The organism is Isoptericola sp. NPDC056578 (assembly GCF_042793275.1).
Taxonomy (GTDB): domain Bacteria; phylum Actinomycetota; class Actinomycetes; order Actinomycetales; family Cellulomonadaceae; genus Isoptericola.
In genome coordinates, this window is record NZ_JBHTVC010000002.1 from 43,665 (window position 1) to 66,388 (window position 22,724).

A 22,724-nucleotide genomic window follows, 5' to 3' on the forward strand; every position below is an offset into this window, starting at 1 on the left:
CTACTCCGGGAGGGGGCCGGGCACCTCCGCTCGCCGGGGGCGCGCGCCCTCGAGCCGCACCCGGACGGTCACCCTCCCGGCGTCGTCCCGGTGCGCGACGGCGTGCCCCCGGCGCTCGGCGCCGTCGAGCTCGACCGTCAGCGGGGCGCCCTCGCCCAGGAAGTTGCGCCACCAGCTCTTGGCGTCCGGCACGCCCACGCCGATGACGACCTCGTCCCCCCGCCGGCGGAACCCGACGGGGATCGTGACGTGGCGCCCCGACCGGCGCCCGGTGTACCGGACGATCGTGAGGGCACGGCGCAGCGGTCCGCCCCAGCGGGGCGAGCCGCGCCAGGCGAGCACGCCGGCGTTGAACCGGGTGACGAAGCGGCGGGTGCGGGGCGAGCTCAGGCTCGGCATGCGGAGGTCCTCCCGGACGGTCGTCGCGACGTCGTGGCACGGGCGCAGGCAGCGGGCCGCCGCCGACCGGTCGAGGCCGGGCTCGATGCGCTCAGACCCCCGCCGACTCCTGGTGGACGTCGGCGGCCTTCGTCCCGGTGATGCGGTAGACGTCGAAGACGCCGTCCACCTTGCGGACCGCGGTGAGCACCTGCTGCAGGTGTCCGGGCTCCGCCATCTCGAAGACGAACTTCGACAGCGCGATCCGGTCCGACGACGTCGAGACCGATGCCGACAGGATGTTGACGTGGTAGTCCGACAGCACCTTCGTGACGTCGGAGAGCAGCCGCGACCGGTCGAGCGCCTCGACCTGGATCTGCACCAGGAACATCGTGTTGGCACCCGTGGTCCAGGACACGTCCACCATGCGCTCGGGCTGGGCCTTGGCCAGCTGCTCGGCGTTGGCGCAGTCCGCCCGGTGGACGCTGACGCCCGCGCCGCGGGTCACGAAGCCGACGATGGAGTCGCCGGGCACCGGGGTGCAGCACTTGGCGAGCTTCACCCAGATGTCGTCCACGCCCTTGACGACGACGCCCGGGTCGCCGGTGCGGCCCCGGCGCGACGGGCGACCGGGGGCCGCGGCCTCCGCGGCGTCCTCCTCCGTGCCCTCCTCCCCGCCCAACGACTTCACCAGCAGGTCGACGACGTGCGGCGCCGACGCGTGCCCCTCGCCCACCGCCGCGTACAGCGCGGAGACGTCGGCATAGCGCATGTCGTTCGCCAGCCCGACGAGCGCCTCGTGGCTGAGCAGGCGCTGGATCGGCAGGTTCTGCTTGCGCATCGCCTTGGTGATGGCGTCCTTGCCCTGCTCGATCGCCTCCTCGCGCCGCTCCTTGGTGAACCACTGGCGGATCTTGTTGCGGGCGCGCGCCGACTTCACGAAGGCGAGCCAGTCGCGGGACGGGCCGGCGGACTCCGCCTTGGAGGTGAGGATGTCGACCGTGTCGCCGTTCTGCAGCGTCGAGTCCAGCGGGACGAGCCGCCCGTTGACGCGGGCGCCCATGGTGCGGTGCCCCACCTCGGTGTGCACCGAGTACGCGAAGTCGACCGGCGTCGCTCCGGCGGGCAGCGCCATCACCTCGCCCTTGGGCGTGAAGACGTACACCTCCGCGCCGCCGATCTCGTAGCGCAGCGAGTCGAGGAACTCGCTCGGGTCGGCGGTCTCGCGCTGCCAGTCCACGAGCTGGCGCAGCCACGCCATGTCGTTGGCACGCGGGTCGTCCGACGCCGCCTTGCCCGCCGGCGCCATCTGCTTGTACTTCCAGTGCGCGGCGACGCCGTACTCCGCCCGGCGGTGCATGTCGTGCGTGCGGATCTGGATCTCGACCGGCTTGCCGCCCGGTCCCACGACCGTCGTGTGCAGCGACTGGTACATGTTGAACTTCGGCATCGCGATGTAGTCCTTGAACCGGCCCGGGACCGGGTTCCAGCGCGCGTGGAGCGCGCCGAGCACCGCGTAGCAGTCCCGCACCGTGTCCACGAGGACCCGCGTGCCGACCAGGTCGTAGATCTCCGCGAAGTCGTGCCCGCGCACGATCATCTTCTGGTAGATCGAGTAGTAGTGCTTGGGCCGGCCGGTGACCGTCGCCTTGATCTTGGCGCTGCGCAGGTCGGCGGAGATCTGCTCGCGCACCACCGACAGGTACTCCTCGCGAGCGGGCGCGCGCTCCGCCACCAGGTGCACGATCTCGTCGTACACCTTGGGGTACAGGGTCTGGAAGGACAGGTCCTCCAGCTCCCACTTGATCGTGTTCATGCCGAGCCGGTGGGCCAGCGGGGCGTAGATCTCGAGCGTCTCGCGCGCCTTGCGCTGCGCCGACGTGCCGGAGACGTACTTCCAGGTGCGGGCGTTGTGGAGCCGGTCCGCGAGCTTGATGACCAGCACGCGGATGTCCTTGGCCATCGCGACGACCATCTTGCGCACGGTCTCCGCCTGCGCGGCGTCGCCGTACTTCACCTTGTCCAGCTTGGTGACGCCGTCGACGAGCATGGCGATCTCCTCGCCGTACTCGCGGGTCAGCTCGTCGAGCCCGTAGTCCGTGTCCTCGACCGTGTCGTGCAGCAGCGCGGCCGCCAGGGTCGCGCCGTCGAAGCCGAGCTCGGCGAGGATCGTCGCCACGGCGACCGGGTGCGTGATGTACGGGTCGCCGGACTTGCGCTCCTGGCCCCGGTGACATCGCTCGGCCGTCGCGTAGGCACGCTCGAGCACCGAGAGGTCGGACTTCGGGTGGTTGGTGCGCACGGCCTGCAGGACGGGCTCCAGCGCGGGGGTCGTAGGAGGCGCGCCACGCACGCCGAGCCGCACGAGCCGGTTGCGCACGCTGCGCCCGGAGCCCGCGCCACGGCCCGATGCCGAGCCCTGCCCGGTCGATCCCTGGGGCGCGGCGGCGGCGCGCGCGACCTTCGTCTCGTCGCTCATCTGCGCCTCCTTCCGCAACCACCGCGGGGTCGCCGTCGGCCGGGACGGCAAGTCTACGACTCCACGCGCAGCAGAGCCTCGACCGTCCGCCCGGTCAGCCTGTCGCGTCCGCCCAGGCCGGAGAGCTCGAGCAGGAACGCCAGCGCGACCACCTGACCGCCCGACCGCTCCACGAGCTCGGCCGCCGCGTATGCCGTGCCGCCGGTGGCGAGCACGTCGTCGACCAGCAGAACACGCGCACCCGCCTCGAGTGTTCCCGTGCGCAGCTCGATCGCGGCCGAGCCGTACTCGAGGTCGTAGTCCACCCGCTCCACCGGCGGCGGCAGCTTGCCCGCCTTGCGCAGCGGCAGGAACCCGACCCCGAGGCGGGTGGCGAGCGGCGCGCCCAGGAGGAAGCCCCGTGCCTCCATGCCCGCGACGACGTCCACGCCGCCGTCCGCGTCCACGAGGCGGGCGAACGCCTCCACGACGTCCGCCAGCGCCGGGCCGTCCGCGAGCAACGGGGTGATGTCGCGGAACACGACGGGCGGGTGCGGGTAGTCCGGGACGTCGCGGATCAGCGCCCGGACCTCGGCGGCCCGCTCGGGGCCGAGCCCTCCCAGCCCGTCGACGACGATGTCGTCCACGGCGCCGCCGGTCGGGCCGGTCGTCTCGTCGACCATGCTCGCCCCCGGCTCAGTGGCCGCGCTTGCGGCGCGGCTGGGCACGGTTGCCCTGGTGCTGGCCCGGGATCAGCTGCGCGGACCCGGTCGTGTACGCCGCGACCTCGGCGTCGTGGCCGCCCTCGGCGACCAGGCCGGCACGCTCCTCGAGGACGCCCTTCGTGTGCGCGGCGATCTTCGGCTCGCGCTCACGCAGGGAGACGTCGAGCGGCGTCGCGAGGAAGAGCGACGACGCCGCACCGACGGCGATGCCCACGAACAGCGACAGCGACAGGTCGCGCAGGGTGCCCGCGCCCAGCAGGAACGCACCGACGAACAGGATGCTCGCCACCGGCAGGAGCGCCACGACGGAGGTGTTGATCGACCGCACCAGCGTCTGGTTCACGGCGAGGTTGGCCCGCTCGGCGTACGTGCTGCGGGTCTGCGTGAGCACGTCCGCCGTGTTCTCGCGGACCTTGTCGAACACGACCATCTTGTCGTACAGCGAGAAGCCGAGGATCGTCAGGAAGCCGATGATGGTCGACGGCGTGACCTCCCAGCCGATCGCCGCGTAGACGCCGGCGGAGATGAGCAGGTCCGCGAGCATCGCGACGATCGCCGCCACGGACATCCGCCAGGCACGGAAGTACACGGCCATGAAGAGCGCGGCGGCGACGACGAACACCACGGTGCCCCACAGCGCGCGCATCGAGACGCCGGCGCCCCAGGTGGGGCCGACGAAGGACGTCGTCACGGCGGACTCGTCGACGCCGTAGGCGGTGGCGAGCCCCGTGACCAGGGCGGCCTCCTGCTCCGGCGTGACCTCCTCGGTCTGGACACGCACCGCCGAGCCGCCGACGATCGCGACGCGGGGCTCCTCGTTCGGGAGCACCTCGTGCACGGTGTCGATCGCCACCTGCTGCTCGGTGGAGGTCACGTCGTTGACCGTGAACTCCGTGCCGCCGCGGAAGTCGATGCCGAGCGTGAGGCCCTTGATGAGGATCACGGCGATCGACGCGACCGCGAGGACGCCCGCCACCGTGAACCAGCGCCGGCGGCGCTGCACGATCGGGTAGGACCGACGGCCCGTGTACAGGTCGTTGCCCCACTGGGCGAAGTTCATGCCGGCCATCAGCGGCTCTCCTCGTTCGTGCCAGAGGGGTTCTCACCGGTCGCCGAGGGCGATCCGTCGTCCGGTCCTGCGCCGGGCCCCGGGTCCGCCTCCTCGGCGGCCGCCCGACGCTCCGCCGCGCGGCGCTCGGCGATCGTCAGCCGGCGCCCGGAGGCGTCCGTCACGGGGGCCGCGGGCGCCTGACGCGCGCCGCTGTGCACGGGCTCCGGCGTCACGCGCTCGCTCGACGCCCCGGCGTCGTCCGGGACCTCGGCGGCGGCCGCGGCGCCCGCCACGGCGGGCTGCGGCATCCGCACGCGCCCGGCGCCCGCGTACCGCGGGCCGGAGCCCGCGCGCAGCCGCTCGGGCGACAGGCCGGACCAGAGGTGGCCGTCCCGGAAGAACGGGACCTTGGTGATGACCTCCATCATCGGGTGCGTGAACCAGAAGACGACCGCGACGTCGATGATGGTCGTCAGACCCAGGGTGAACGCGAAGCCCTGGACGCCGCCGACGGCGAGGAAGTACAGGATGATCGCGGAGATCAGGTTGACGGCCTTGGCGGCGAGGACCGTACGCCGGGCACGGGCCCAGCCGCGCTCGACGGCGTAGGCCAGCGTGCGCCCGTCGCGCAGCTCGTCACGGATGCGTTCGAAGTACACGATGAACGAGTCCGCCGTGAAGCCGATGGCGACGATGAGGCCGGCGACGCCCGCGAGCGACAGCCGGTAGCCCATCCCCCAGGAGAGCAGGGCGATCGACACGTACGTGATGACGCCGGCGACCACCAGCGACGCGACCGTCAGCAGGCCGAGCGTGCGGTACTGCAGCAGCGAGTACACGACGACCAGCGCGAGACCGATGAGGCCGGCGATCAGACCGTTACGCAGCTGCTCGGAGCCGAGCGTCGCGGAGATGACCTCCTGGCTCTCGACCGTGTACTGCACGGGCAGCGCGCCGAAGCTCAGCTGGTTGGCGAGCGTCGCGGCGGTGTCCCGGGTGAACGAGCCGGAGATGGTCGCCTGGCCGTTCGAGATGATCGTGCCCGGGGACAGGGACGGCGCCGAGACGACGAGCCCGTCGAGGACGATGGCGAACTGGTTGCGCGGCGCCTCGAGGCCCTGCAGGCGGGTCGTGGTCTCGCGGAACTCGTCGGTCCCCACGGAGTCGAAATTGAGGAAGACGCCCCACTCGTTGGTGGTGGTGCCGTTCGCGCCCGGGACCAGGCCGGAGCTCGCCGACGCGATGTGCACGCCGTCGACCTCCATCGGGCCGAGGATGTACTTCATCCCGTCCTGCTCGCCGCAGGTCACCAGCGGCTTGTCCGGGTCGTCCCCGCCGCCACCCTTGAGGTTCGCGGGGTCGGTGCAGTCGAGCTCCTCGAACTGCTTCTGGATCTCCGGCGTGATCTGCGCCAGGTCGCTCGGGTCGGACGCCGCGGCGGCATCCTCGCCCGCGTCGGTCCCGTCGGTCGCCGTCGGGGACGGGTCGGCGTCGTCGCCGGAGGTCGCGGTGGCGGTCGGCGTGGCCGACGGGTCGACGTCCGCCGGGACGGACAGCGGGGCGCCGGCGCCCTTGCCGCTCGGGCTGTCCCCGGAAGCGTCCTCGTCCGTCGCGCTCTCGTCGGTGGCGCTCTCGTCGGTGGCGTCGTCGGCCGCGTCACCGGAGTCGGCGCTCGGGGAGGCCGACGGCTCGGGGGTCGGCGTGCCCGCGGCGTACGTAAGGACGGGGCGGAAGCGCATCTGCGCCGGCTGCGAGATGAGGTCGATGGTCTCCTGCGACACTTCGCCGGGGATGCCCACGACGATGTTGTTCTGCCCCTGGGCGGTGATCTCCGCCTCGGAGACGCCCGAGGAGTCGATGCGCTGGCGGATGACGTTGATCGACTCGTCGATCGTCTCCGACGTGACCTGCGACCCGTCGGTGGTGTCCGCCTTCAGGATCAGCTGCGTGCCGCCCTGCAGGTCGAGCGCCAGCCCCGGGGCCCAGCTCGCGCCGTCCGGGTTGGCGTCGGACTTGGCGTCCCAGAAGACGCCGGCGCCGAGGGCGAGGAACGGCAGGACGATCGTCAGGATCGTGAAGACCACGAGGGTGCGTACCGGACGCGACCGCTTCGTGCGTGAGTTCGCCAACTTCTGTCTCTTCCCGTCTGCGCGCCGCCGCGGGGCCGACGCGTGATGGCGCCGGCCGGGATCACCCCGACCGGCGCGTCGTCAGGCCGACGGGCGCGAGCGCCCGCCGTCCCATGTCGCTGGTGCTGTCACTTCGTGGTGCCGGTCTCGCCCTCGTCGCGACGCTGCTGCTCCCGGTACTCCCGCTGCGCGGTGTCCAGGCTCGACAGGTCGTCGGGGACGTCGATGTGACCGTCGCCGGAGGTGATCGTACCGGTCGCGGAGGAGTCGGTTGTGACCTCGGTCTCGTCGGCCTCGTCCACGGGCTCCTCGACCGGCGTGTCGACGCGCTTGGCGATGGCCGCGCGCAGCCAGCGGGTCTGCGCGCCGCCGGGGACCGTCTCGATGGTGACCGTGTCGGCCGCCTCGTCGATCTCCACGACCGTGCCGAACAGTCCCGAACCGGTCATGACCTCCTGGCCCGGCGCGAGCTGCGACCGGAACTCGGCCTGCTGCTTCTGCTGCTTGCGCGTCCGCTGGCTCATGAAGAACATGAGGCCGGCGAGGACCACGAAGAGGATGATGAGTTCCACGGAGCGTCCTTGTCTGTCGCTGCCCGACGGTCGTCGACCGACTGCCGGGCGTCGGGGCGCACCGGTCGGCGCGCCGGCGCAGGATCCTGCGCACACGGCCCCCAACGAGCACGGCACCCGTCGAGTTCCGGCCCCCGGGCCGTCGGCGGCAGGGGGCTCTCCCAGTCTACTGGGGCGTCCCGGCGTCCCCGTCGGCGGCGCCGGACCCGTCGAACAGCGTCCCCCCGAGCGGGGCTCCCCACGCCCCGGGCGGCGGCTCGAGCCCGAGGTGCTCCCACGCGGCCTGCGTCGCGACCCGGCCGCGCGGCGTGCGGCCCAGGAGCCCCTCGCGGACGAGGTAGGGCTCCGCGACCGTCTCCACGGTGTCCGGCTCCTCCCCCACGGTCATCGCGAGGGTGCCCAGGCCCACGGGCCCGCCGCCGAACCGGCGGCAGACGGCGTCGAGGACGGCGCGGTCCAGGCGGTCCAGGCCGATCGGGTCGACCTCGTAGACCTCCAGCGCGGCCCGGGCCGCCCGCAGGTCGAGGCTGCCGTCCCCGCGCACCTGCGCCCAGTCGCGCACGCGGCGCAGCAGCCGGTTCGCGATGCGGGGCGTGCCGCGCGAGCGGCCGGCGATCTCGTGCGCGGCCGCGTGCTGGATGTCCACGCCCAGCAGCCCGGCGGACCGGATGATGACGCGCTCCAGCTCGGCGGCGTCGTAGAAGTCGAGGTGCCCCGTGAACCCGAAACGGTCGCGCAGCGGGGCCGGCAGCAGGCCGGACCGCGTCGTCGCGCCGACGACGGTGAACGGTGGCAGCGCCAGCGGGATCGCGCTCGCCCCCGCCCCCTTGCCGACCACGACGTCGACGCGGAAGTCCTCCATCGCGACGTACAGCAGCTCCTCCGCCGGACGGGCCAGCCGGTGGATCTCGTCGATGAAGAGGACCTCGCCCTCCTCGAGCGAGGAGAGCACCGCCGCCAGGTCGCCCGCGTGCTGGATCGCCGGGCCGCTCGTGACCCGCAGCGACGTGCCGAGCTCCGCGGCGATGATCATCGCCAGCGTCGTCTTGCCGAGCCCGGGAGGCCCCGACAGCAGCACGTGGTCGGGAGACGCGTCCCGCGCGAGCGCCGCCTGGAGCACCAGGGAGAGCTGGTCACGGACCACCCGCTGCCCGACGAACTCGTCCAGCTTCTTGGGCCGCAGCGCCGCCTCGGCCGCGCGCTCGACGTCGTCGGCCGAGGAGGTGACGAGCCGCTCGCCGCCGTACTCCGGCTCCAGCGGCTCAGCCACGCCGGCCGCCCAGGGAGCGCAGCGCCGCCCGCAGCGTGGCGGCGACGTCGACCGGGCCGTCGGCTGCCCCGTCACCGGCGTCCGCGAGGACGCGGTCGACGGTGTCCTGGGCGACCTTGGCGGCCCAGCCCAGGCCCACGAGCGCCTCGACCACCTGGTCGCGCGCCGGGTCCCCCGCCGCGACCGGCGGCGCGTCGGGGACGGCGGCGCCGGTGGCGGCAGAGGTCGGTGCGCCCAGCTTGCCGGACAGCTCGAGCACGAGGCGCTGGGCGCTCTTGGGGCCGACGCCGGGGATGCGCCGCAGCGCCGCGAGGTCCTCGGACGCGACGGCGCGCCGCAGGGCGTCGGGGGTCAGCACGGCGAGCATGGCGAGCGCGATGCGCGGGCCGACGCCCGAGACCGACTGCGCCGTCTCGAACACCTCGCGCTCGTCCGCCTCGGCGAAGCCGAACACGGTCATCGAGTCCTCGCGGACGACGAGCGTGGTGTGCAGCTGCGCCCGCTCCCCCACCCGGAGGCCGGCCAGGGTTCCCGGGGTGGCGTGCACGAGGTACCCGACCCCGCCGACGTCGAGCACGGCCCGCTCCAGCGTCACGTGCGTGACCGTGCCGGTCAGGGAGGCGATCACCGTGGTCCTTCCGTCGAGCCGGTCTGGTGTCGAACACCCGTACGAGGCGTCACTGTAACAACGGGCGCCGACGCCGTCCGCCGCGACACGAGCGGAACGAGCATCGACCGGGAGCGGCCGCCCGTCAGCGCGAGGTGCGGGACGGCGCCCCGCGGTGCTTGCCCTTGCGGGCCGACTGCTCGGCCGCGGCCCAGGCGCGCTGCGCGGGGGTGAGCTCGTGACGCTCGCCGCCCTGGAGCGCGCCCGCCGGGCGCCAGAGGTGCGTCACGGCGAGGGCGAGCGCGTCGGCCGCGTCGGCGGGTCGCGGCAGGTCGTCGAGCCCGAGGATGCGCGCGATCATGCGCTGCACCTGCTCCTTGCCCGCGCGGCCGGAGCCCGTCACGGCGGCCTTCACCTCGCTCGGCGTGTGCATCGCCACGGGGATGCCGCGGCGCGCGGCCGCGACCATCGCCAGGCCGGCCACCTGGGCCGTGCCCATGACGGTGCCCAGGTTGTGCTGGGCGAACACCCGCTCGACGGCCACGACGTCGGGCACGTGCCGGTCGAGCCACTCATCCAGCCCGGCGGCGACGTGCAGCAGCCGCAGGTCGATGCTCGTGGCGGGGTCGCTGCCCACCACACCCACGTCGACGAGCCGCGCCCGCCGCCCCGGCAGCGAGTCGACGACGCCGACACCGCACCGGGTCAGCCCCGGATCCACCCCCAGCACGCGCACGTCGTCACCCTCTCACGCGGCGAGCCGAGGGGGTCCGAGATACGCCGAGGCAGGTCCTACCTCGCGGGATCGGGAACGACCTCGGCGGCTCGGGGACCGCCCGGGGGGCTCAGTCCTCGTCGAGGGCCGCCATGACCTCGTCGGAGGCGTCGAAGTTCGCGTAGACGTTCTGCACGTCGTCGCTGTCCTCGAGGGCGTCGATGAGCCGCAGGATCTTGCGTGCGCCCTCGACGTCGACCTCGACCTCCATGGACGGGTGCCAGATGGAGTCGGCGGAGTCGTACTCGAGGCCCGCCTCCTGGATGGCGGAGCGGACCGCGACGAGGTCGGTGGCCTCGCAGAGCACCTCGAAGGCCTCGCCCTCGTCGCTCACGTCCTCGGCACCGGCGTCGAGGGCGGCGAGCATCACGTCGTCCTCGGTGACGCCGTCGGCCTTGGGCACGACGACGAGGCCCTTGCGGGAGAACAGGTACGACACGGAGCCCGGGTCGGCCAGGTTGCCGCCGTTGCGGGAGAACGCGAGGCGCACCTCGGAGGCGGCGCGGTTCTTGTTGTCCGTGAGGCACTCGACGAGGACGGCGATGCCGTTCGCGCCGTAGCCCTCGTACATGATCGTCTGGTAGTCGACGGCGTCGGCGCCCTCGCCGGAGCCGCGCTTGAGGGCGCGGTCGATGTTGTCGTTCGGGACGGACGACTTCTTGGCCTTCTGGATGGCGTCGAACAGCGTGGGGTTGCCGGCAGGGTCGCCGCCACCCGTGCGCGCGGCGACCTCGATGTTCTTGATCAGCTTCGCGAAAAGCTTGCCGCGCTTGGCGTCGATCGCCGCCTTCTTGTGCTTGGTCGTGGCCCACTTGGAGTGACCTGACATGCGCTCCCTAACTCCTTCGCGATGCTTGGACGATCCGGACGAACAGCCCGTGCACCCGCGCGTCCCCCGTGATCTCCGGGTGGAACGCGGTGGCGAGCAGCCGTCCCTGACGTGCTGCGACGATCTTACCGGCGGCGGGCCCCACCGCGGAGCCGTCCGCCCAGCGGTCGGGGATGCGGGCGAGCACCTCGACGTCCGGCCCCGCCTCCTCGACCCACGGCGCGCGGATGAACGCGGTGCGCACCGGGCGGCCGCCCGGTGCGTCCGAGACGCCCGCGACCTGCAGGTCCGCCTCGAACGAGTCCACCTGGCGGCCGAACGCGTTGCGCCGCACGACGACGTCCATCCCGCCCAGCGTGCGCTGGTCGGCGGTCCCGCCCTCGATGCGGTCGGCGAGCAGGATCATGCCCGCGCACGAGCCGAACACCGGCAGACCCTCGCCGATCAGCCGCCGCAGCGGGTCGGCGAGCTCGAAGAGCCGCAGCAGCTTGTCGATCGTCGTCGACTCCCCGCCGGGCAGGACGAGCCCGTCGACGGCCTCCAGCTCGGACGGGCGCCGCACGCTCACCGCGCGCGCCCCCGCCTGCTCGAGCGCCGCGGCGTGCTCGCGCACGTCGCCCTGCAGGGCGAGGACTCCGATCGTCGTGGTCACCGGGGAAGTGTAGGGGCCACGGATCCGCCCGGCCGACGGCCGCTCAGGCGCACGTCCCGCGCACGTCCCGATCAGGCGCACGTCCCGATCAGGCCGAGGGCGATGTTGTAGGTGCGGGTGTTCGACGACACGGACGTCCACACGACGTTGCCCGTGAAGACCCGCTCGGCGCGCACCCGTGCCGTGGCGTTCGTCGCGACGCCGGTCACCTGGTAGGCGGTGGTGCCGGCGGGGACCTGCGCGGTGGTCGGCGTGGCGGCAGGGCCGAAGGTGAACTGGTACCGGGTCGCGTTGGCGACCGCCGTCCAGTTGAACGTGACGGACACCAGACCGAGCGCGCCGCACGAGAGGGTGGGAGCGGGGACGGTCGCCGCGCTCACGGCGCCGCTGACGACCGTGCCTGTGTCGGTCCACGCCGTGCCCCCGAGCGAGGCCGCGAGCGCGACGGACACCCCGCCTGCCTGCCCCTGCACCGACGACGGCGCCGACGCGGAGAGCGCGACGGTCACGCACAGCGCGGCCGTCCCTCCCGCGGGGATGGTCGTGGAGGTGCCGTTGCCCGTGCCGCACCCCGTCCCGGTGTCGGCGGCGCCGAACGACGCGCTGGTGGTGAACGACGTGCCCAGGGTCCCGGTCCGCGTCGGCGTGGCGGTCACCGTCGTCGGCCGCGAGCCGCCGTTGCGCACCGTGACGATCTCGGAGTCGCCGGACCCCGGCACGGCCCCGGTGAGCCCCAGCGCGGTCGCCGTGACGCTGCCGCCACGACCGACGAGCTCGTTGCCGAGCCCGACGACCTGGACGTCGACGGCGCCGGCCCGGAGGGCTGACGTCGGGGCCGTCGCCGTGGCCTCCCCCTGCCACCAGGCCCACGCGACCCCGCCGCCCGCGAGCACGCCGACGAGCGCCACCACCGCCAGGACCGCGACCCGGCGCATCCCCGCCGGGCGCCGGCCGGACCGTTCAACCACCACGACGCCCCTCCCTCGCCGCGGCCGCCCACCGCAGCAGCGCGCCCAGCAGGACCGCGCCGGCCGCGGCCAGCAGCGGCAGCGCCGGGGACCCGCCGGTGCGGGGGAGGGCGGCGGCACGCGCGTCGTCGTCCGGCGCCGGCTCGTCGCGTGGGCGGTCGCCCGTCGGCGCGTCGCCCACGAGGGTCACCACGACGTCGAGAGGCACGGTCGCGCCCTGGGTGTCGTCGCCCGCCGACGCAGCGAGGGTCACCTCGAGCGACACCGGGAGCACCTCGGACTCCGTGAGCCGTACGGGCACCGGCCGCCCGGTGGCGGTCCACGGGTCGCCCGCGGGGCGCACCCGGACGCGCAGGGCGTCGGCGAGCGCCCCGGCCCCGTCGCCCGTCCCCGCCCCCAGGGCCACGGCCACCTGACCGTCGGCCGTGCCGCGACCGTCGTTGCGCACCAGCAGCACCGAGCGCCGCGTCTCCCCCGGCACCCACGGCGAGGCCTCGAACAGCGGCACCTTCAGGTCGTCCGACCACCCGCGGCCGTCCACGCTGAGCGCGACGCCTCCGTCGGGGTCCCCTCCCGCGTTTCCTCCCGCGCCCCCTCCCGCGACGGGGACGACGCCGGCCGCGGCCGGGGCGACCGGGAGGAGGAACGCGCCCGAGGCCAGGACGGCCGCCAGCCGGCGCGCGGGAGTCGCTGCCCACCCGCGGCGACGGGGTCGAGGCGGGGACGGGACCTCGCGCGCTCCGCTCACCGCACCGGCTCCCGGCCCGAGAATGGCTCCCCCGAGGAAGGCTCCGCGGAGGGCTCGACGGCACGTGACGCGCCGGGCGGCGACACCTGCTCCGGCCACCAGGTCTCCAGGCCCGGCGACGGCCCCTCGCCCCTCCGGGAGCGCCGCTCCCGGGCCTCCCCTGCGACGAGCCAGCCGGCGTACCCGAGCAGGCCGACGGCCGCGGCGGTCGTGATCACCTGCCGCTGCTGCGGCGACCCCACGCCCATGACGCGGCCGAGCTGCGGCACGGCGTACCAGAGCACGCCCCGCACCTGCACGTCACGTACTGGCTGCGCGTCGGCGACGTCGTTCGCGTCCCCCTGCGTGAGCAGGGTCCGTTCACCGCCGGCCGTCGTGCCCAGCCCGACGACGCGATGGGTCACGACCGTCGGGTCACCGGAGCGCAGCTGGTAGGTGACCACCTGTCCGGTGGTGATGCTCTCGATGTCGGCGGGACGCGCCACCACGAGCGTGCCGACGTCGAGAGCGGGCCGCATCGACCCGGTCGCCACGCCGTACGGCGTCGCGCCCCCGAGGCGGGGGACGACGACCACGAGCAGCAACGCCCCACCGGCGACCAGCAGCACGACACCGGCGAGCGCGCGCCCGAGCGCGCGCCGCACGGTGCCCGGGCGCGGGCGTGCCGGCGCCACGGCGCTCAGGGCGTCGGGACGACGTGCGCCTGCGTGACCTGGACCGTGACGTCCTCGAGCGCGGCGGTCAGCGCCTGCGTGTCGTTCCCGGCCGCGGTGTCGAACGCCGCCTCGAGGTTGACCACGAGCTCGTCCGACGCCCCGACCGGGACGGGGTCCGTCAGCGGGAGGGTCAGCGTCTCACCACCCAGCGTCGCCTCGGTCAGGCTGAGGTCGAGCGCCGCCGTCAGGGCGTTGTCCTCGCCCCACGTCGGCGACGAGACGGTGATCTCGCCCAGCGCGAGGTGGTCGCCGGTGCCGCCGACGGTCAGTGCGCAGGTGGTGGTCACGGTGTCACCCGGCACGATGCCGTCCGTCACCGCCCCGCCCCCGTCGAGGGTCCACTCCCCGCAGGCCCCGTCGGTCATCGTGAGGGTGCCCGCGGACACGTCGGTGCCCGTGGAGGTGCCCTCGGCGGTCCAGTACGCGATCGTCTGGGCGCCGCCGACCAGCAGGACCGCGGCACCTCCCACGGCGATCGCAGCCTTCGTCAGTCGGTTCACGTCGACGCCCCCTGTCGGTGCCGGTCACGCGCGACCGCACCCGTCGTGCGTGACGCGCCTCACATCGACGGTAACCAACGGATGCCCGGGGCGCGCGTCGTGCGTCCGGTGGTCACGGCGCGGGGGTGCCGAGCTCCTCCGGGTCGGACGGCTCGTCGTCGTGCTGGACCCCGAGGTGGCGCACGGTGCCGTCCCACCCGCGGGCCAGGGCGTCGACGACGTCCGGCAAGATGGTCGGGAAGATCTCGCGCGTCTCGGCGCGCAGCTCGGCCGTGGTCAGCCAGCGCATCTCGTCGAGCACGTCCCGCTCCTCCGCCGTCCACCCGTCGTCGGTGGGCCGGTGGCCGCCGTCCACGCGTGCCAGGAAGAAGACCTCCTGCTGGCGGCACGTCTCCGCGAAGAAGTGGAAGAACGCGTCGCGGGTCAGCACCGGGCCCACGAGGTCGCCGGGGGCGAGAGCCAGCCCCGCCTCCTCGCGCAGCTCACGCAGGGCCGCGTCGACCTCGCTCTCGCCGTCGTCGATGCCGCCGCCGACGGTGAACCACCACGAGCGCTCCGGCTGGTCGGAGTCGTGCCCGCGCACCAGCAGCACCCGGTCCGCGTCGTCCAGCACGATCACTCGCGCGGCGCGCCGCTGCCGCAGCCCGTCCGGCCCGACCGCCCAGTCGCACCCGAGGGCCGGCGTCACCAGCCCCGCTCCATCAGGCGCACGGGCGCCGGCTCGGCCTCGACGTCGATGCCGTGGTTCACGAGTGACGGGGAACGTGCATCCATGAGGCCCATGCTAGCCACGAGCACGCCACGAACCAGCGACCGGCACGGCCGCTCCCGGCACGCTGTCGCCGGTCCCCGCGACGGACGTGATCAGGTCGCACCCCGACTCACCGGCGAGGCTTGACCCGTGCGGTCGGGAGGGCGGTGAGGGGATCCTCCGGCCACGGATGGCGGGGGTAGCGGGCTCGCAGGTCGGCCCTGACCCGGGGATAGCCCTGCTTCCAGAAGGAGGCGAGATCGCTGGTGATCGCGACCGGACGTCGTGCGGGCGACAGCAGGTGCAGCACGACCGGGACACGACCGTCCGCGACCGCCGGAGCAGCGGCCCAGCCGAACACCTCCTGCAGCTTCACCGCGAGGACCGGTGGCTCGACACCGTCGTACGCGAGCCGGACCTGCGTGCCCGACGGGACCTGGAGCCGCTCCGGTGCGAGCTCGCCGAACCGGCCTGCGGCGGGCCAGGGCAGCAGCCGCCGGAGCGCCGAGGCCACGTCGATGCGGGCCAGATCGCGCGCGCCTCGCACCGAGGCGAGCTCGGCGCCCAGCCAGCCGTCGAGCCCGCCCAGCAGCGCTTCGTCGTCGACCGCGGGCCACGGGGCGCCGAGGTGGGCGTGGCAGAACGCGAGCCGCTCGCGCAGAGCGAGCGCCGCCTCCGACCAGCGCAGCACGGACAGGCCGCTGCGCCGGATGCCGTCACGGACGGCCGCCTGCACGAGCAGCGGGTCGGGGTTCGCCAGCGGGACGTCGTTCAGCACGATCGCGCCGAGCGCCTCGACGCGTCGCGTCACGACTCGGCCGTCGTCCCACCGGATCCGGTCGGTGGTCGTGACCAGGTCGCCGGCGACGTCGCGGGCGGTCTGCTCGTCGATCGGTGCCGCGGAACGGATCCTGGCGTCGGCGCGACCGGGCGCCCGGTCGGCGACCGCGATCGCCAGCCAGGTCGTGGTCCGCCACGGCGACTGCGGGTCCAGGGCAGCTCCCGTGCCACCGGACATCTGGTAGGTCGTCGAGTCCGTCCCGCGGGCCCGGGCGATGCGGTCGGGGTACGCCAGCCCCACCACGATCCCCGCGGCGAGGTCGTCCGGTATCTCGCGGGTCTCCCGACCAGCCCGCCCACCTGAGGGGTCGCCCGTCGTCGCGCCCCGGCCGAGGCGCTTCGTCTCTTCGCGCCAGCGGGCCGTGGCCGCGCGGTCCTCACCACGGCGCAGGGCTCGCCAGCGCGCCGGCAGGTCGTCGCCGGAGCCGCGGCCGGAGTCGTCCGAGAGCATGGCGACGACCTCGTGCGCCCGGTCGGCGCCGACCCGCGGCGCCCCGTCCAGCAACGCCCGAGCCAGCCGGGGATGCGCCCCGATCGCCGCCATCCGCCGGCCGCGCTCGGTGATCCGTCCTGCGTCGTCCACGGCCTCGACGCGGCGCAGCAGCTCGGTGGCCGCGGACATCGCCGCCACCGGCGGCGCCTCGAGCAGGGTCAGGCCGGCGCCGCCGGGCGCACCCCACGCCGCGAGGTCGAGCGCGAAGGACGCCAGGTCGGCGGTCGCGATCTCCGGCGCCGCATGATCGTCGAGCCGGGCGTGGTCGGTGGCGGACCAGCACCGGTAGACGCGGCCGGGCGCCTCGCGCCCGGCGCGACCCGCTCGTTGGTCGGCCGACGACCTCGAGACCCGGCACGTGACCAGCGCACCGAGGCCACGGGACTGGTCGGTCCGCGGCTCCCGGGCCAGGCCCGCGTCGACCACGACCCTGACTCCGGGCACGGTGAGCGAGCTCTCCGCGACCGACGTCGTGACCACGATCCGGCGCGTGGCGGACGGAGCCAGCGCGCGGTCCTGCTCGGCCCGGGACTGGCGGCCGAACAACGGCAGGACGTTCTGGCCGGCCAGCCGGCGGGTCATCGCGGCGATCTCGCCCTCGCCCGGGACGAACACGAGGACGTCGCCGTCGTTCTCGGTCAGCGCGCGCCGGACGACGGTCGCGACGTGGTCCAGCAGGCGCGGGTCGACCCGCCCACCGGGCAGCAGCGGCGCGGGGACCGGTGGTGGGACCCACTCGGTCGCCACGTCGAACTGCGCCGCGGACGCGGTGATCACGGGCGCCGGGACGTCGGTGCCCAGCGCGCGGCTCAGCCGGACCGTGTCCGCGGTGGCCGACGTCGCGACGATCGCCAGGTCGTCCCGAAGGTTCGCGCGGACGTCGACGCAGAGCGCGAGCAGCAGATCGGCGTCCAGGTGCCGCTCGTGACACTCGTCGATCACGATCGCGGCGACCCCCGGGAGCTCCGGGTCCTGCTGCAGGCGCCGGACGAGGAGCCCGGTGGTCACCACCTCGACGCGGACACCTCGGCCCCCGCTGCGTTCCCCGCGCATCGCGTAGCCGATCCGCTGCCCGAGCGGCTCGCCGACCAGCGTCGCCAGCCGCGCGGCAGCCGCGCGGGTCGCCATCCGTCGCGGCTCGGCGACGACGATCGTGCCGCCGAGCGCGTCGCCCAGCGCCAGCGGCAGCAGCGACGTCTTCCCCGACCCGGGCGGCGCGACCAGCACCGCGGTGCCGCGCGACCGCACCGCCTCGACCGTGGCGGGCAGGACCGCCCGGACAGGCAGGTCCGCACCCCGCACGGACGGTTCGGGCAGCAGCACGCCTCGCTGGACCTACCAGCCGCGCTCGGCGAGCCGGTGCGGCTCGGGGATCTCGTCGACGTTGATGCCGACCATCGCCTCGCCCAGGCCGCGGGAGACCTTCGCGAGGACGTCCGGGTCGTCGTGGAACGTGGTGGCCTGCACGATCGCCTTCGCCCGCGCGACGGGGTCGCCCGACTTGAAGATGCCGGAACCGACGAACACGCCCTCGGCGCCGAGCTGCATCATCATCGCGGCGTCCGCCGGGGTGGCGATGCCGCCCGCGGTGAACAGCACGACCGGGAGCTTCCCGGCGCGCGCGACCTCGGCGACGAGCTCGTACGGCGCCTGCAGCTCCTTGGCCGCGACGAACAGCTCGTCCTCGGGCAGCGAGGTCAGGCGGCGGATCTGCGCGCGGATCTGGCGCATGTGCGTCGTCGCGTTGGAGACGTCGCCCGTGCCGGCCTCGCCCTTGGAGCGGATCATCGCCGCGCCCTCGGTGATGCGGCGCAGCGCCTCGCCGAGGTTGGTGGCACCGCACACGAACGGCACGGTGAACTGCCACTTGTCGATGTGGTTGGCGTAGTCGGCGGGGGTGAGCACCTCCGACTCGTCGATGTAGTCGACGCCCAGGGACTGCAGCACCTGCGCCTCGACGAAGTGCCCGATGCGCGCCTTCGCCATCACGGGGATCGAGACGGCGTCGATGATGCCGTCGATCATGTCGGGGTCGCTCATGCGGGCGACGCCGCCCTGGGAACGGATGTCGGCGGGCACCCGCTCGAGGGCCATGACGGCCACGGCGCCGGCGTCCTCGGCGATCTTCGCCTGCTCGGGCGTGACGACGTCCATGATGACGCCGCCCTTGAGCATCTCGGCCATGCCGCGCTTGACGCGGGCGGTGCCCACCTCTCCCGCGGGGATCCGGCCGTCGCTGCCGATGGTCTCGCTCAACGCAACCTCGCTCGTGTCGCAGTAGGACGCGTGACCGCTGTCACGCGCCTTCCATCCTAGTTCCGCGCGTCAGGCTGCGGAGAGCCCCTCCGGCATCTGGTCGTCCAGCTCGACCGTGCGCGGCAGCGCCGCGTGCCCCGACAGCCGCAGCAGGCGCACGTACCAGGTGCGCCGCACGCGCCGCGCCTGGGCCACGGCCTCGTTGTGGAACCGCCGGGCCAGCTGGGCGCGGTACCAGGCGGCCGCGAGCTGCCCGACGAGCTCGTCGCCGCCGGGCGCCCCGCGCAGCTCCGCCAGCGCCTCGTCGTCGCCGAGCGCGGAGCGCAGCGTCGCGGAGAGCTCGCTCTCGGCCCGCTCGCGGTCGAGGCCGAGCCCGTCCAGCGCGAGCTCCGCGCCGGGCGTCGGCGCCGGACCCGCGTCCTCCAGGGCGGCGAACGCGGCGTCGGCGACGAGCACGGCCCCCGCCGGGTCGAGCAGCCCCGACGAGGCCAGGTCCACGGCGGCCCCCGCGCGGCGCGCGAGCTGGGCCTGCAGGGCGATGCGTGACGCGACCACCTTGCGGTGCTGCCGGTCGAGGCGCGACGCCGAGATCCAGGCGAGCCAGACCGCGACCGCCGCGACGACGAGGACGACGAGCGCGAGCTCGGACCAGGTCATGCTCCCTCACCTCCTGCGGCGCGCCGGGTGCGCAGCCAGCCGACGGCGCTCTCCGTCCGCGACGGGGCCACCGGGGAGCCCAGCGCCTCCCCCGCGGCGACGGCCATCTCGTAGACCGCGAGCACCTGCTGGGTCACCGCGGACCAGTCGAACCGGCGCACGAACGCCGCGGCCCGGTCCCGCCGTTCCTGGGTGCCGGCGGCGTCGCCCAGGGCCTCGAGGACCGTCCGGGCCAGGTCGTCGGGCTCGCCGGTGCGGAACAGCCGCCCCGCGGCGCCCTCGTCGAGCACCCGGCGGAACGCCCCCAGGTCGCTGGCCACGACGCCGGCGCCGGCGCTCATCGCCTCGACGAGCACGATGCCGAAGCTCTCGCCGCCCGTCTGCGGCGCGACGTACAGGTCCGCCGACGCGAGCAGCGACGCCTTGTCCTCGTCGCTCACGCCCCCCAGGAACTCGAACGAGCCGGCGTGCGGGCCGAGCGCCTCGAGGGCGTCGTCCCGGCCGTCGTCGCCCTTGCCCGCGACGAGGAAGCGTGCCCCGGGGATGCGCTCGAGCACCTGCGGGGCGGCCGCGGCGAGCACCTGGAGGCCCTTGCGCGGCTCGTCCAGCCGGCCGAGGAACGCGATCGTCGGCGCCTCGGGGGTGCCGCGCCACCGGTCGTCCGGCACGGCCGCGGCGAAGGTGTCGACGTAGACGCCGTTCGGGATGACGACGGCGTCGCCGCCCATGTGGTCGACGAGGGTGCGGCGCGCGTCCTCGGAGACGGCGATCCGCGCCGCGATCTTCTCCAGCGACTGCCGCAGCAGGGGGTACGCGACCTGCAGCGCCCGCGAGCGCGCCTGCGACGTGTGGAACGTGGCCACGACGGGCCCGTCGGCCTGCCACAGCGCGAGCATGGACAGGCTGGGCACCATCGGCTCGTGCACGTGCACGACGTCGAACCGGCCCGCCTCGACCCACCGTCGGACCCGGGCGGCGGCCCGCGGGCCGAACGTCAGTCGGGCGACCGAGCCGTTGTAGCGCACGGGGATCGCCCGGCCGGCCGCGGTGACGACCTCCGGGACGGGCGTGTCGTCGTCCGCCGGGGCGAGCACGGACACCTCGTGCCCGGCACGCTGCAGCGCCTGCGCGAGGTCGCGCACGTGGAACTGCACCCCGCCCGGCGCGTCGAACGAGTACGGGCACACGATCCCGACGCGCAGCGGGCGCTCCGGGGCGGCGACGGTGGCGCCGCCGGGGACGGCGCTCATGCCTCGCCCGCCTCGGCCCTGGTGCGCGCGTACCGCTCGGCGTCGAGGTCGTCGACGAAGACGCGCTGCAGCATGTGCCAGTCCTGCGTGGACTCCTGGAGGGTGACGGCGACCGCGTCCACCCAGCCCTGCGTCATGCGTGCCACGCGCTCCTTGCGGTGCAGCCCGGAGTCGTCGGGGACCGGGACGGGCGGGTAGAACCGGATCACGATGCCCCAGGCCGTGCCGGCGGCCCGCCGGCGCTCGCCGGTGAGCCGCTCGTAGGTGATCCCCACCGGCACGAGCGGGACCTTGGCCGCGAGCGCCAGCGCGGCCGGCCCCGCGGCGACGCGGGCGCGGTGCCCGCAGAGGTCCACCTCGACGCCCGACGACGTGAGGTCTCGGTCGGCGAGCAGCGGCACGATGCACCCGCCCTTCACGGCCCCGCGGACGAGGTTGCGGAAGACGTCGTGGTCGCCGAGCGGCAGCACGTCGATGCCGATCGAGCGGCGGAACTCGACGAACTCGACGAACAGCTCCTCGGGCTTGAGCCGTTCTGCCACGGTGAGCACGGGGGCGATGTGCGGCGTCGCGTACGCGCCGGCGAGGTCCCAGTTGCCCAGGTGGGCCAGCGCGAGCGAGACGCCCTGCCCGTCGGCGACCGGCCCGGCGAGGTTCTCGTAGCCGTCCACGCGCACGCGGGCGGTGATCTGCTCGGCGGTGGCCCCCTGCAGGGTGAACGCCTCGCGGAAGTACCGCATGTACGAGCGCATGCCGGCCCGGGTGAGGCGGCGCAGCTCGGGCCCGTCGAGGTCGGGCCGCACGCGCGCGTAGTTCGCCTCGAGCCGCCGCACCCCCTCGGTGCGGCGCAGCCAGGTGAGGTCGGCGACGGCGGTGAACGCCGCGCGCAGCACCGGCTCCGGGATCTTCGGCGCGTGGCGCCAGGCGAACGTGTACAGGCGGGCGACGTCGATCCGCATCAGGCCTCCGGGTCGGGACGGTCGGTGGGTGCGTGCGGGACGGGCCCCGCCGGGGCGAGCTGACGCCGCACGGTCGCCACCCGCTGCACCACGGTGACGAGGCTGGCGAAGGCGAGCAGCGTCAGCGCGATCTCGGTCACGAGGACCGGCAGCCCCACCTGCGTGAACGCGACGGCCGCAAGGGCGACCACGAGCCGGTCGGTGCGCTCGGCGATCCCGACGGCGGCGGTGGCGCCGACGCTCTCGGCGCGGGCGCGGGCGTACGGCACGACCGAGCCGAGCACGAGGCACGCGAGCGAGGCGACGATCCCCCACGTGGCGTGCGGCAGGTCCGGGTGGAGCACGAACCACAGCGTGATGCCCGCGAACACGGCGCCGTCGGAGATCCGGTCGAGGGTCGAGTCGAGGAACGCGCCCCACGGCCCGGTGCGGCCCGACAGGCGCGCCATGACCCCGTCCATCGAGTCCGCGAGGGCGAACAGGCCGATGAGGACGCCGCCGAGCAGGACGTGCCCGGTGGGCAGCAGCGTGAGGGCGAGGACGACGACGACCACCGTGCCCGCGATCGTCACGGCGTCCGGCGACACCCCGAGCCTCAGGAGCAGCCGCGCGGGCGGGGTGAACAGCCGCTGCATCGTCGCCCGCAGGCCGCCGAGCATCAGCGCGCCCCGTCGGGCTCGGTGGCGGTGCCCGCGCCGGGCCAGGCCGCGGCGAGCCGGGCCCGCGTGTCGGCCAGCAGCTCCGGCAGCGCCTTGGTCTGCCCGACGACGGGCAGGAAGTTCGCGTCGCCGAGCCAGCGCGGCACCACGTGCTGGTGCAGGTGCGCCGCGATGCCGGCGCCCGCGACCTCGCCCTGGTTCATCCCGATGTTGTAGCCGGCCGGTCCGTAGACCGCGCCGAGGGTGCGGATCGCCGTCTGGGTCATCGTGGCCAGCTCGGCGGTCTCGGACGCCGTGAGGTCGACGTATCCGGACACGTGCCGGTAGGGCAGCACCATGAGGTGCCCCGAGTTGTACGGGTACAGGTTCAGCACCGCGTAGCACTCCGCCCCGCGGGCGACGCAGACGGCCGCCGCGCACGAGGACCCACCGCGACCCGCTGACCGGCACCTGGACCCCGAGCACGTCGGCCGGCAGGAAA

Annotated in this window: 23 protein-coding genes; all 23 read right to left on the bottom strand. The window is 74.5% G+C overall.

Features of this window, described 5'->3' with window-relative positions:
* Nucleotides 1-399, bottom strand: a complete 399-nt coding sequence (locus ACFQ80_RS01150; RefSeq protein WP_430551216.1) for a hypothetical protein — start codon at nucleotides 397-399, stop codon at nucleotides 1-3.
* Between the two features lie 91 nt (nucleotides 400-490).
* Nucleotides 491-2,857, bottom strand: a complete 2,367-nt coding sequence (locus ACFQ80_RS01155; RefSeq protein WP_430562246.1) for a RelA/SpoT family protein — start codon at nucleotides 2,855-2,857, stop codon at nucleotides 491-493.
* Nucleotides 2,858-2,910: 53 nt separating this feature from the next.
* Nucleotides 2,911-3,519 (bottom strand): adenine phosphoribosyltransferase, encoded by a 609-nt coding sequence (locus ACFQ80_RS01160; RefSeq protein ID WP_430551214.1) that lies wholly within the window; start codon nucleotides 3,517-3,519, stop codon nucleotides 2,911-2,913.
* Nucleotides 3,520-3,532: 13 nt separating this feature from the next.
* On the bottom strand, nucleotides 3,533-4,630 hold the full coding sequence (secF, locus tag ACFQ80_RS01165) for a protein translocase subunit SecF (RefSeq protein ID WP_430551213.1): 1,098 nt from the start codon (nucleotides 4,628-4,630) through the stop codon (nucleotides 3,533-3,535).
* On the bottom strand, nucleotides 4,630-6,696 hold the full coding sequence (secD, locus tag ACFQ80_RS01170; protein WP_430562247.1) for a protein translocase subunit SecD: 2,067 nt from the start codon (nucleotides 6,694-6,696) through the stop codon (nucleotides 4,630-4,632). The genes secF and secD overlap by 1 nt, the downstream gene beginning before the upstream one ends.
* 173 nt (nucleotides 6,697-6,869) lie before the next feature.
* A complete protein-coding gene (yajC, locus tag ACFQ80_RS01175) occupies nucleotides 6,870-7,313 on the bottom strand; it encodes a preprotein translocase subunit YajC (protein ID WP_430551211.1) in 444 nt (147 codons plus the stop codon).
* Between the two features lie 166 nt (nucleotides 7,314-7,479).
* Nucleotides 7,480-8,583 carry a Holliday junction branch migration DNA helicase RuvB gene (gene ruvB / locus ACFQ80_RS01180; protein WP_430551210.1) on the bottom strand — a complete coding sequence of 368 codons (1,104 nt, stop codon included), beginning with the start codon at nucleotides 8,581-8,583 and terminating at the stop codon, nucleotides 7,480-7,482.
* Nucleotides 8,576-9,211, bottom strand: a complete 636-nt coding sequence (gene ruvA, locus ACFQ80_RS01185) for a Holliday junction branch migration protein RuvA (protein WP_430551209.1) — start codon at nucleotides 9,209-9,211, stop codon at nucleotides 8,576-8,578. The genes ruvB and ruvA overlap by 8 nt, the downstream gene beginning before the upstream one ends.
* Before the next feature lie 124 nt (nucleotides 9,212-9,335).
* The gene (gene ruvC / locus ACFQ80_RS01190) at nucleotides 9,336-9,926 is read right to left on the bottom strand and encodes a crossover junction endodeoxyribonuclease RuvC (RefSeq protein WP_430551208.1); all 591 of its coding nucleotides are present in this window, start codon (nucleotides 9,924-9,926) and stop codon (nucleotides 9,336-9,338) included.
* Between the two features lie 109 nt (nucleotides 9,927-10,035).
* Complete coding sequence (locus tag ACFQ80_RS01195; RefSeq protein ID WP_430551207.1) at nucleotides 10,036-10,794, bottom strand: YebC/PmpR family DNA-binding transcriptional regulator; 759 nt, start codon at nucleotides 10,792-10,794, stop codon at nucleotides 10,036-10,038.
* Between the two features lie 7 nt (nucleotides 10,795-10,801).
* Nucleotides 10,802-11,446: a pyridoxal 5'-phosphate synthase glutaminase subunit PdxT gene (gene pdxT, locus ACFQ80_RS01200; RefSeq protein ID WP_430562248.1), complete on the bottom strand. Its 645-nt coding sequence runs from the start codon at nucleotides 11,444-11,446 to the stop codon at nucleotides 10,802-10,804.
* A 71-nt stretch (nucleotides 11,447-11,517) separates the two neighbouring features.
* Nucleotides 11,518-12,417, bottom strand: a complete 900-nt coding sequence (locus tag ACFQ80_RS01205) for a hypothetical protein (RefSeq protein WP_430562249.1) — start codon at nucleotides 12,415-12,417, stop codon at nucleotides 11,518-11,520.
* The gene (locus ACFQ80_RS01210) at nucleotides 12,407-12,955 is read right to left on the bottom strand and encodes a hypothetical protein (RefSeq protein WP_430562250.1); all 549 of its coding nucleotides are present in this window, start codon (nucleotides 12,953-12,955) and stop codon (nucleotides 12,407-12,409) included. Before ACFQ80_RS01210 ends, ACFQ80_RS01205 begins: the two co-directional genes overlap by 11 nt.
* 203 nt (nucleotides 12,956-13,158) lie before the next feature.
* Nucleotides 13,159-13,836 (bottom strand): signal peptidase I, encoded by a 678-nt coding sequence (locus ACFQ80_RS01215; RefSeq protein ID WP_430562251.1) that lies wholly within the window; start codon nucleotides 13,834-13,836, stop codon nucleotides 13,159-13,161.
* 5 nt (nucleotides 13,837-13,841) lie between these two features.
* Nucleotides 13,842-14,378 carry an alternate-type signal peptide domain-containing protein gene (locus ACFQ80_RS01220; RefSeq protein WP_430551202.1) on the bottom strand — a complete coding sequence of 179 codons (537 nt, stop codon included), beginning with the start codon at nucleotides 14,376-14,378 and terminating at the stop codon, nucleotides 13,842-13,844.
* Between the two features lie 112 nt (nucleotides 14,379-14,490).
* Complete coding sequence (locus ACFQ80_RS01225; RefSeq protein ID WP_430562252.1) at nucleotides 14,491-15,066, bottom strand: NUDIX hydrolase; 576 nt, start codon at nucleotides 15,064-15,066, stop codon at nucleotides 14,491-14,493.
* A 193-nt stretch (nucleotides 15,067-15,259) separates the two neighbouring features.
* Nucleotides 15,260-17,785 (bottom strand): ATP-dependent helicase HrpB, encoded by a 2,526-nt coding sequence (gene hrpB, locus ACFQ80_RS01230; protein ID WP_430562253.1) that lies wholly within the window; start codon nucleotides 17,783-17,785, stop codon nucleotides 15,260-15,262.
* Between the two features lie 12 nt (nucleotides 17,786-17,797).
* On the bottom strand, nucleotides 17,798-18,718 hold the full coding sequence (pdxS, locus tag ACFQ80_RS01235; protein ID WP_430551199.1) for a pyridoxal 5'-phosphate synthase lyase subunit PdxS: 921 nt from the start codon (nucleotides 18,716-18,718) through the stop codon (nucleotides 17,798-17,800).
* Nucleotides 18,719-18,787: 69 nt separating this feature from the next.
* Complete coding sequence (locus tag ACFQ80_RS01240) at nucleotides 18,788-19,375, bottom strand: hypothetical protein (RefSeq protein ID WP_430562254.1); 588 nt, start codon at nucleotides 19,373-19,375, stop codon at nucleotides 18,788-18,790.
* Nucleotides 19,372-20,625, bottom strand: a complete 1,254-nt coding sequence (locus tag ACFQ80_RS01245) for a glycosyltransferase family 4 protein (protein WP_430562255.1) — start codon at nucleotides 20,623-20,625, stop codon at nucleotides 19,372-19,374. The genes ACFQ80_RS01240 and ACFQ80_RS01245 overlap by 4 nt, the downstream gene beginning before the upstream one ends.
* Nucleotides 20,622-21,584 carry a phosphatidylinositol mannoside acyltransferase gene (locus ACFQ80_RS01250; protein ID WP_430551196.1) on the bottom strand — a complete coding sequence of 321 codons (963 nt, stop codon included), beginning with the start codon at nucleotides 21,582-21,584 and terminating at the stop codon, nucleotides 20,622-20,624. Before ACFQ80_RS01250 ends, ACFQ80_RS01245 begins: the two co-directional genes overlap by 4 nt.
* Nucleotides 21,584-22,243 (bottom strand): phosphatidylinositol phosphate synthase, encoded by a 660-nt coding sequence (pgsA, locus tag ACFQ80_RS01255; protein ID WP_430551195.1) that lies wholly within the window; start codon nucleotides 22,241-22,243, stop codon nucleotides 21,584-21,586. The genes ACFQ80_RS01250 and pgsA overlap by 1 nt, the downstream gene beginning before the upstream one ends.
* Nucleotides 22,243-22,724: HIT family protein (locus tag ACFQ80_RS01260; RefSeq protein ID WP_430562256.1), on the bottom strand; the 482-nt coding region annotated here is incomplete at its 5' end. The genes ACFQ80_RS01260 and pgsA, both read right to left, overlap by 1 nt.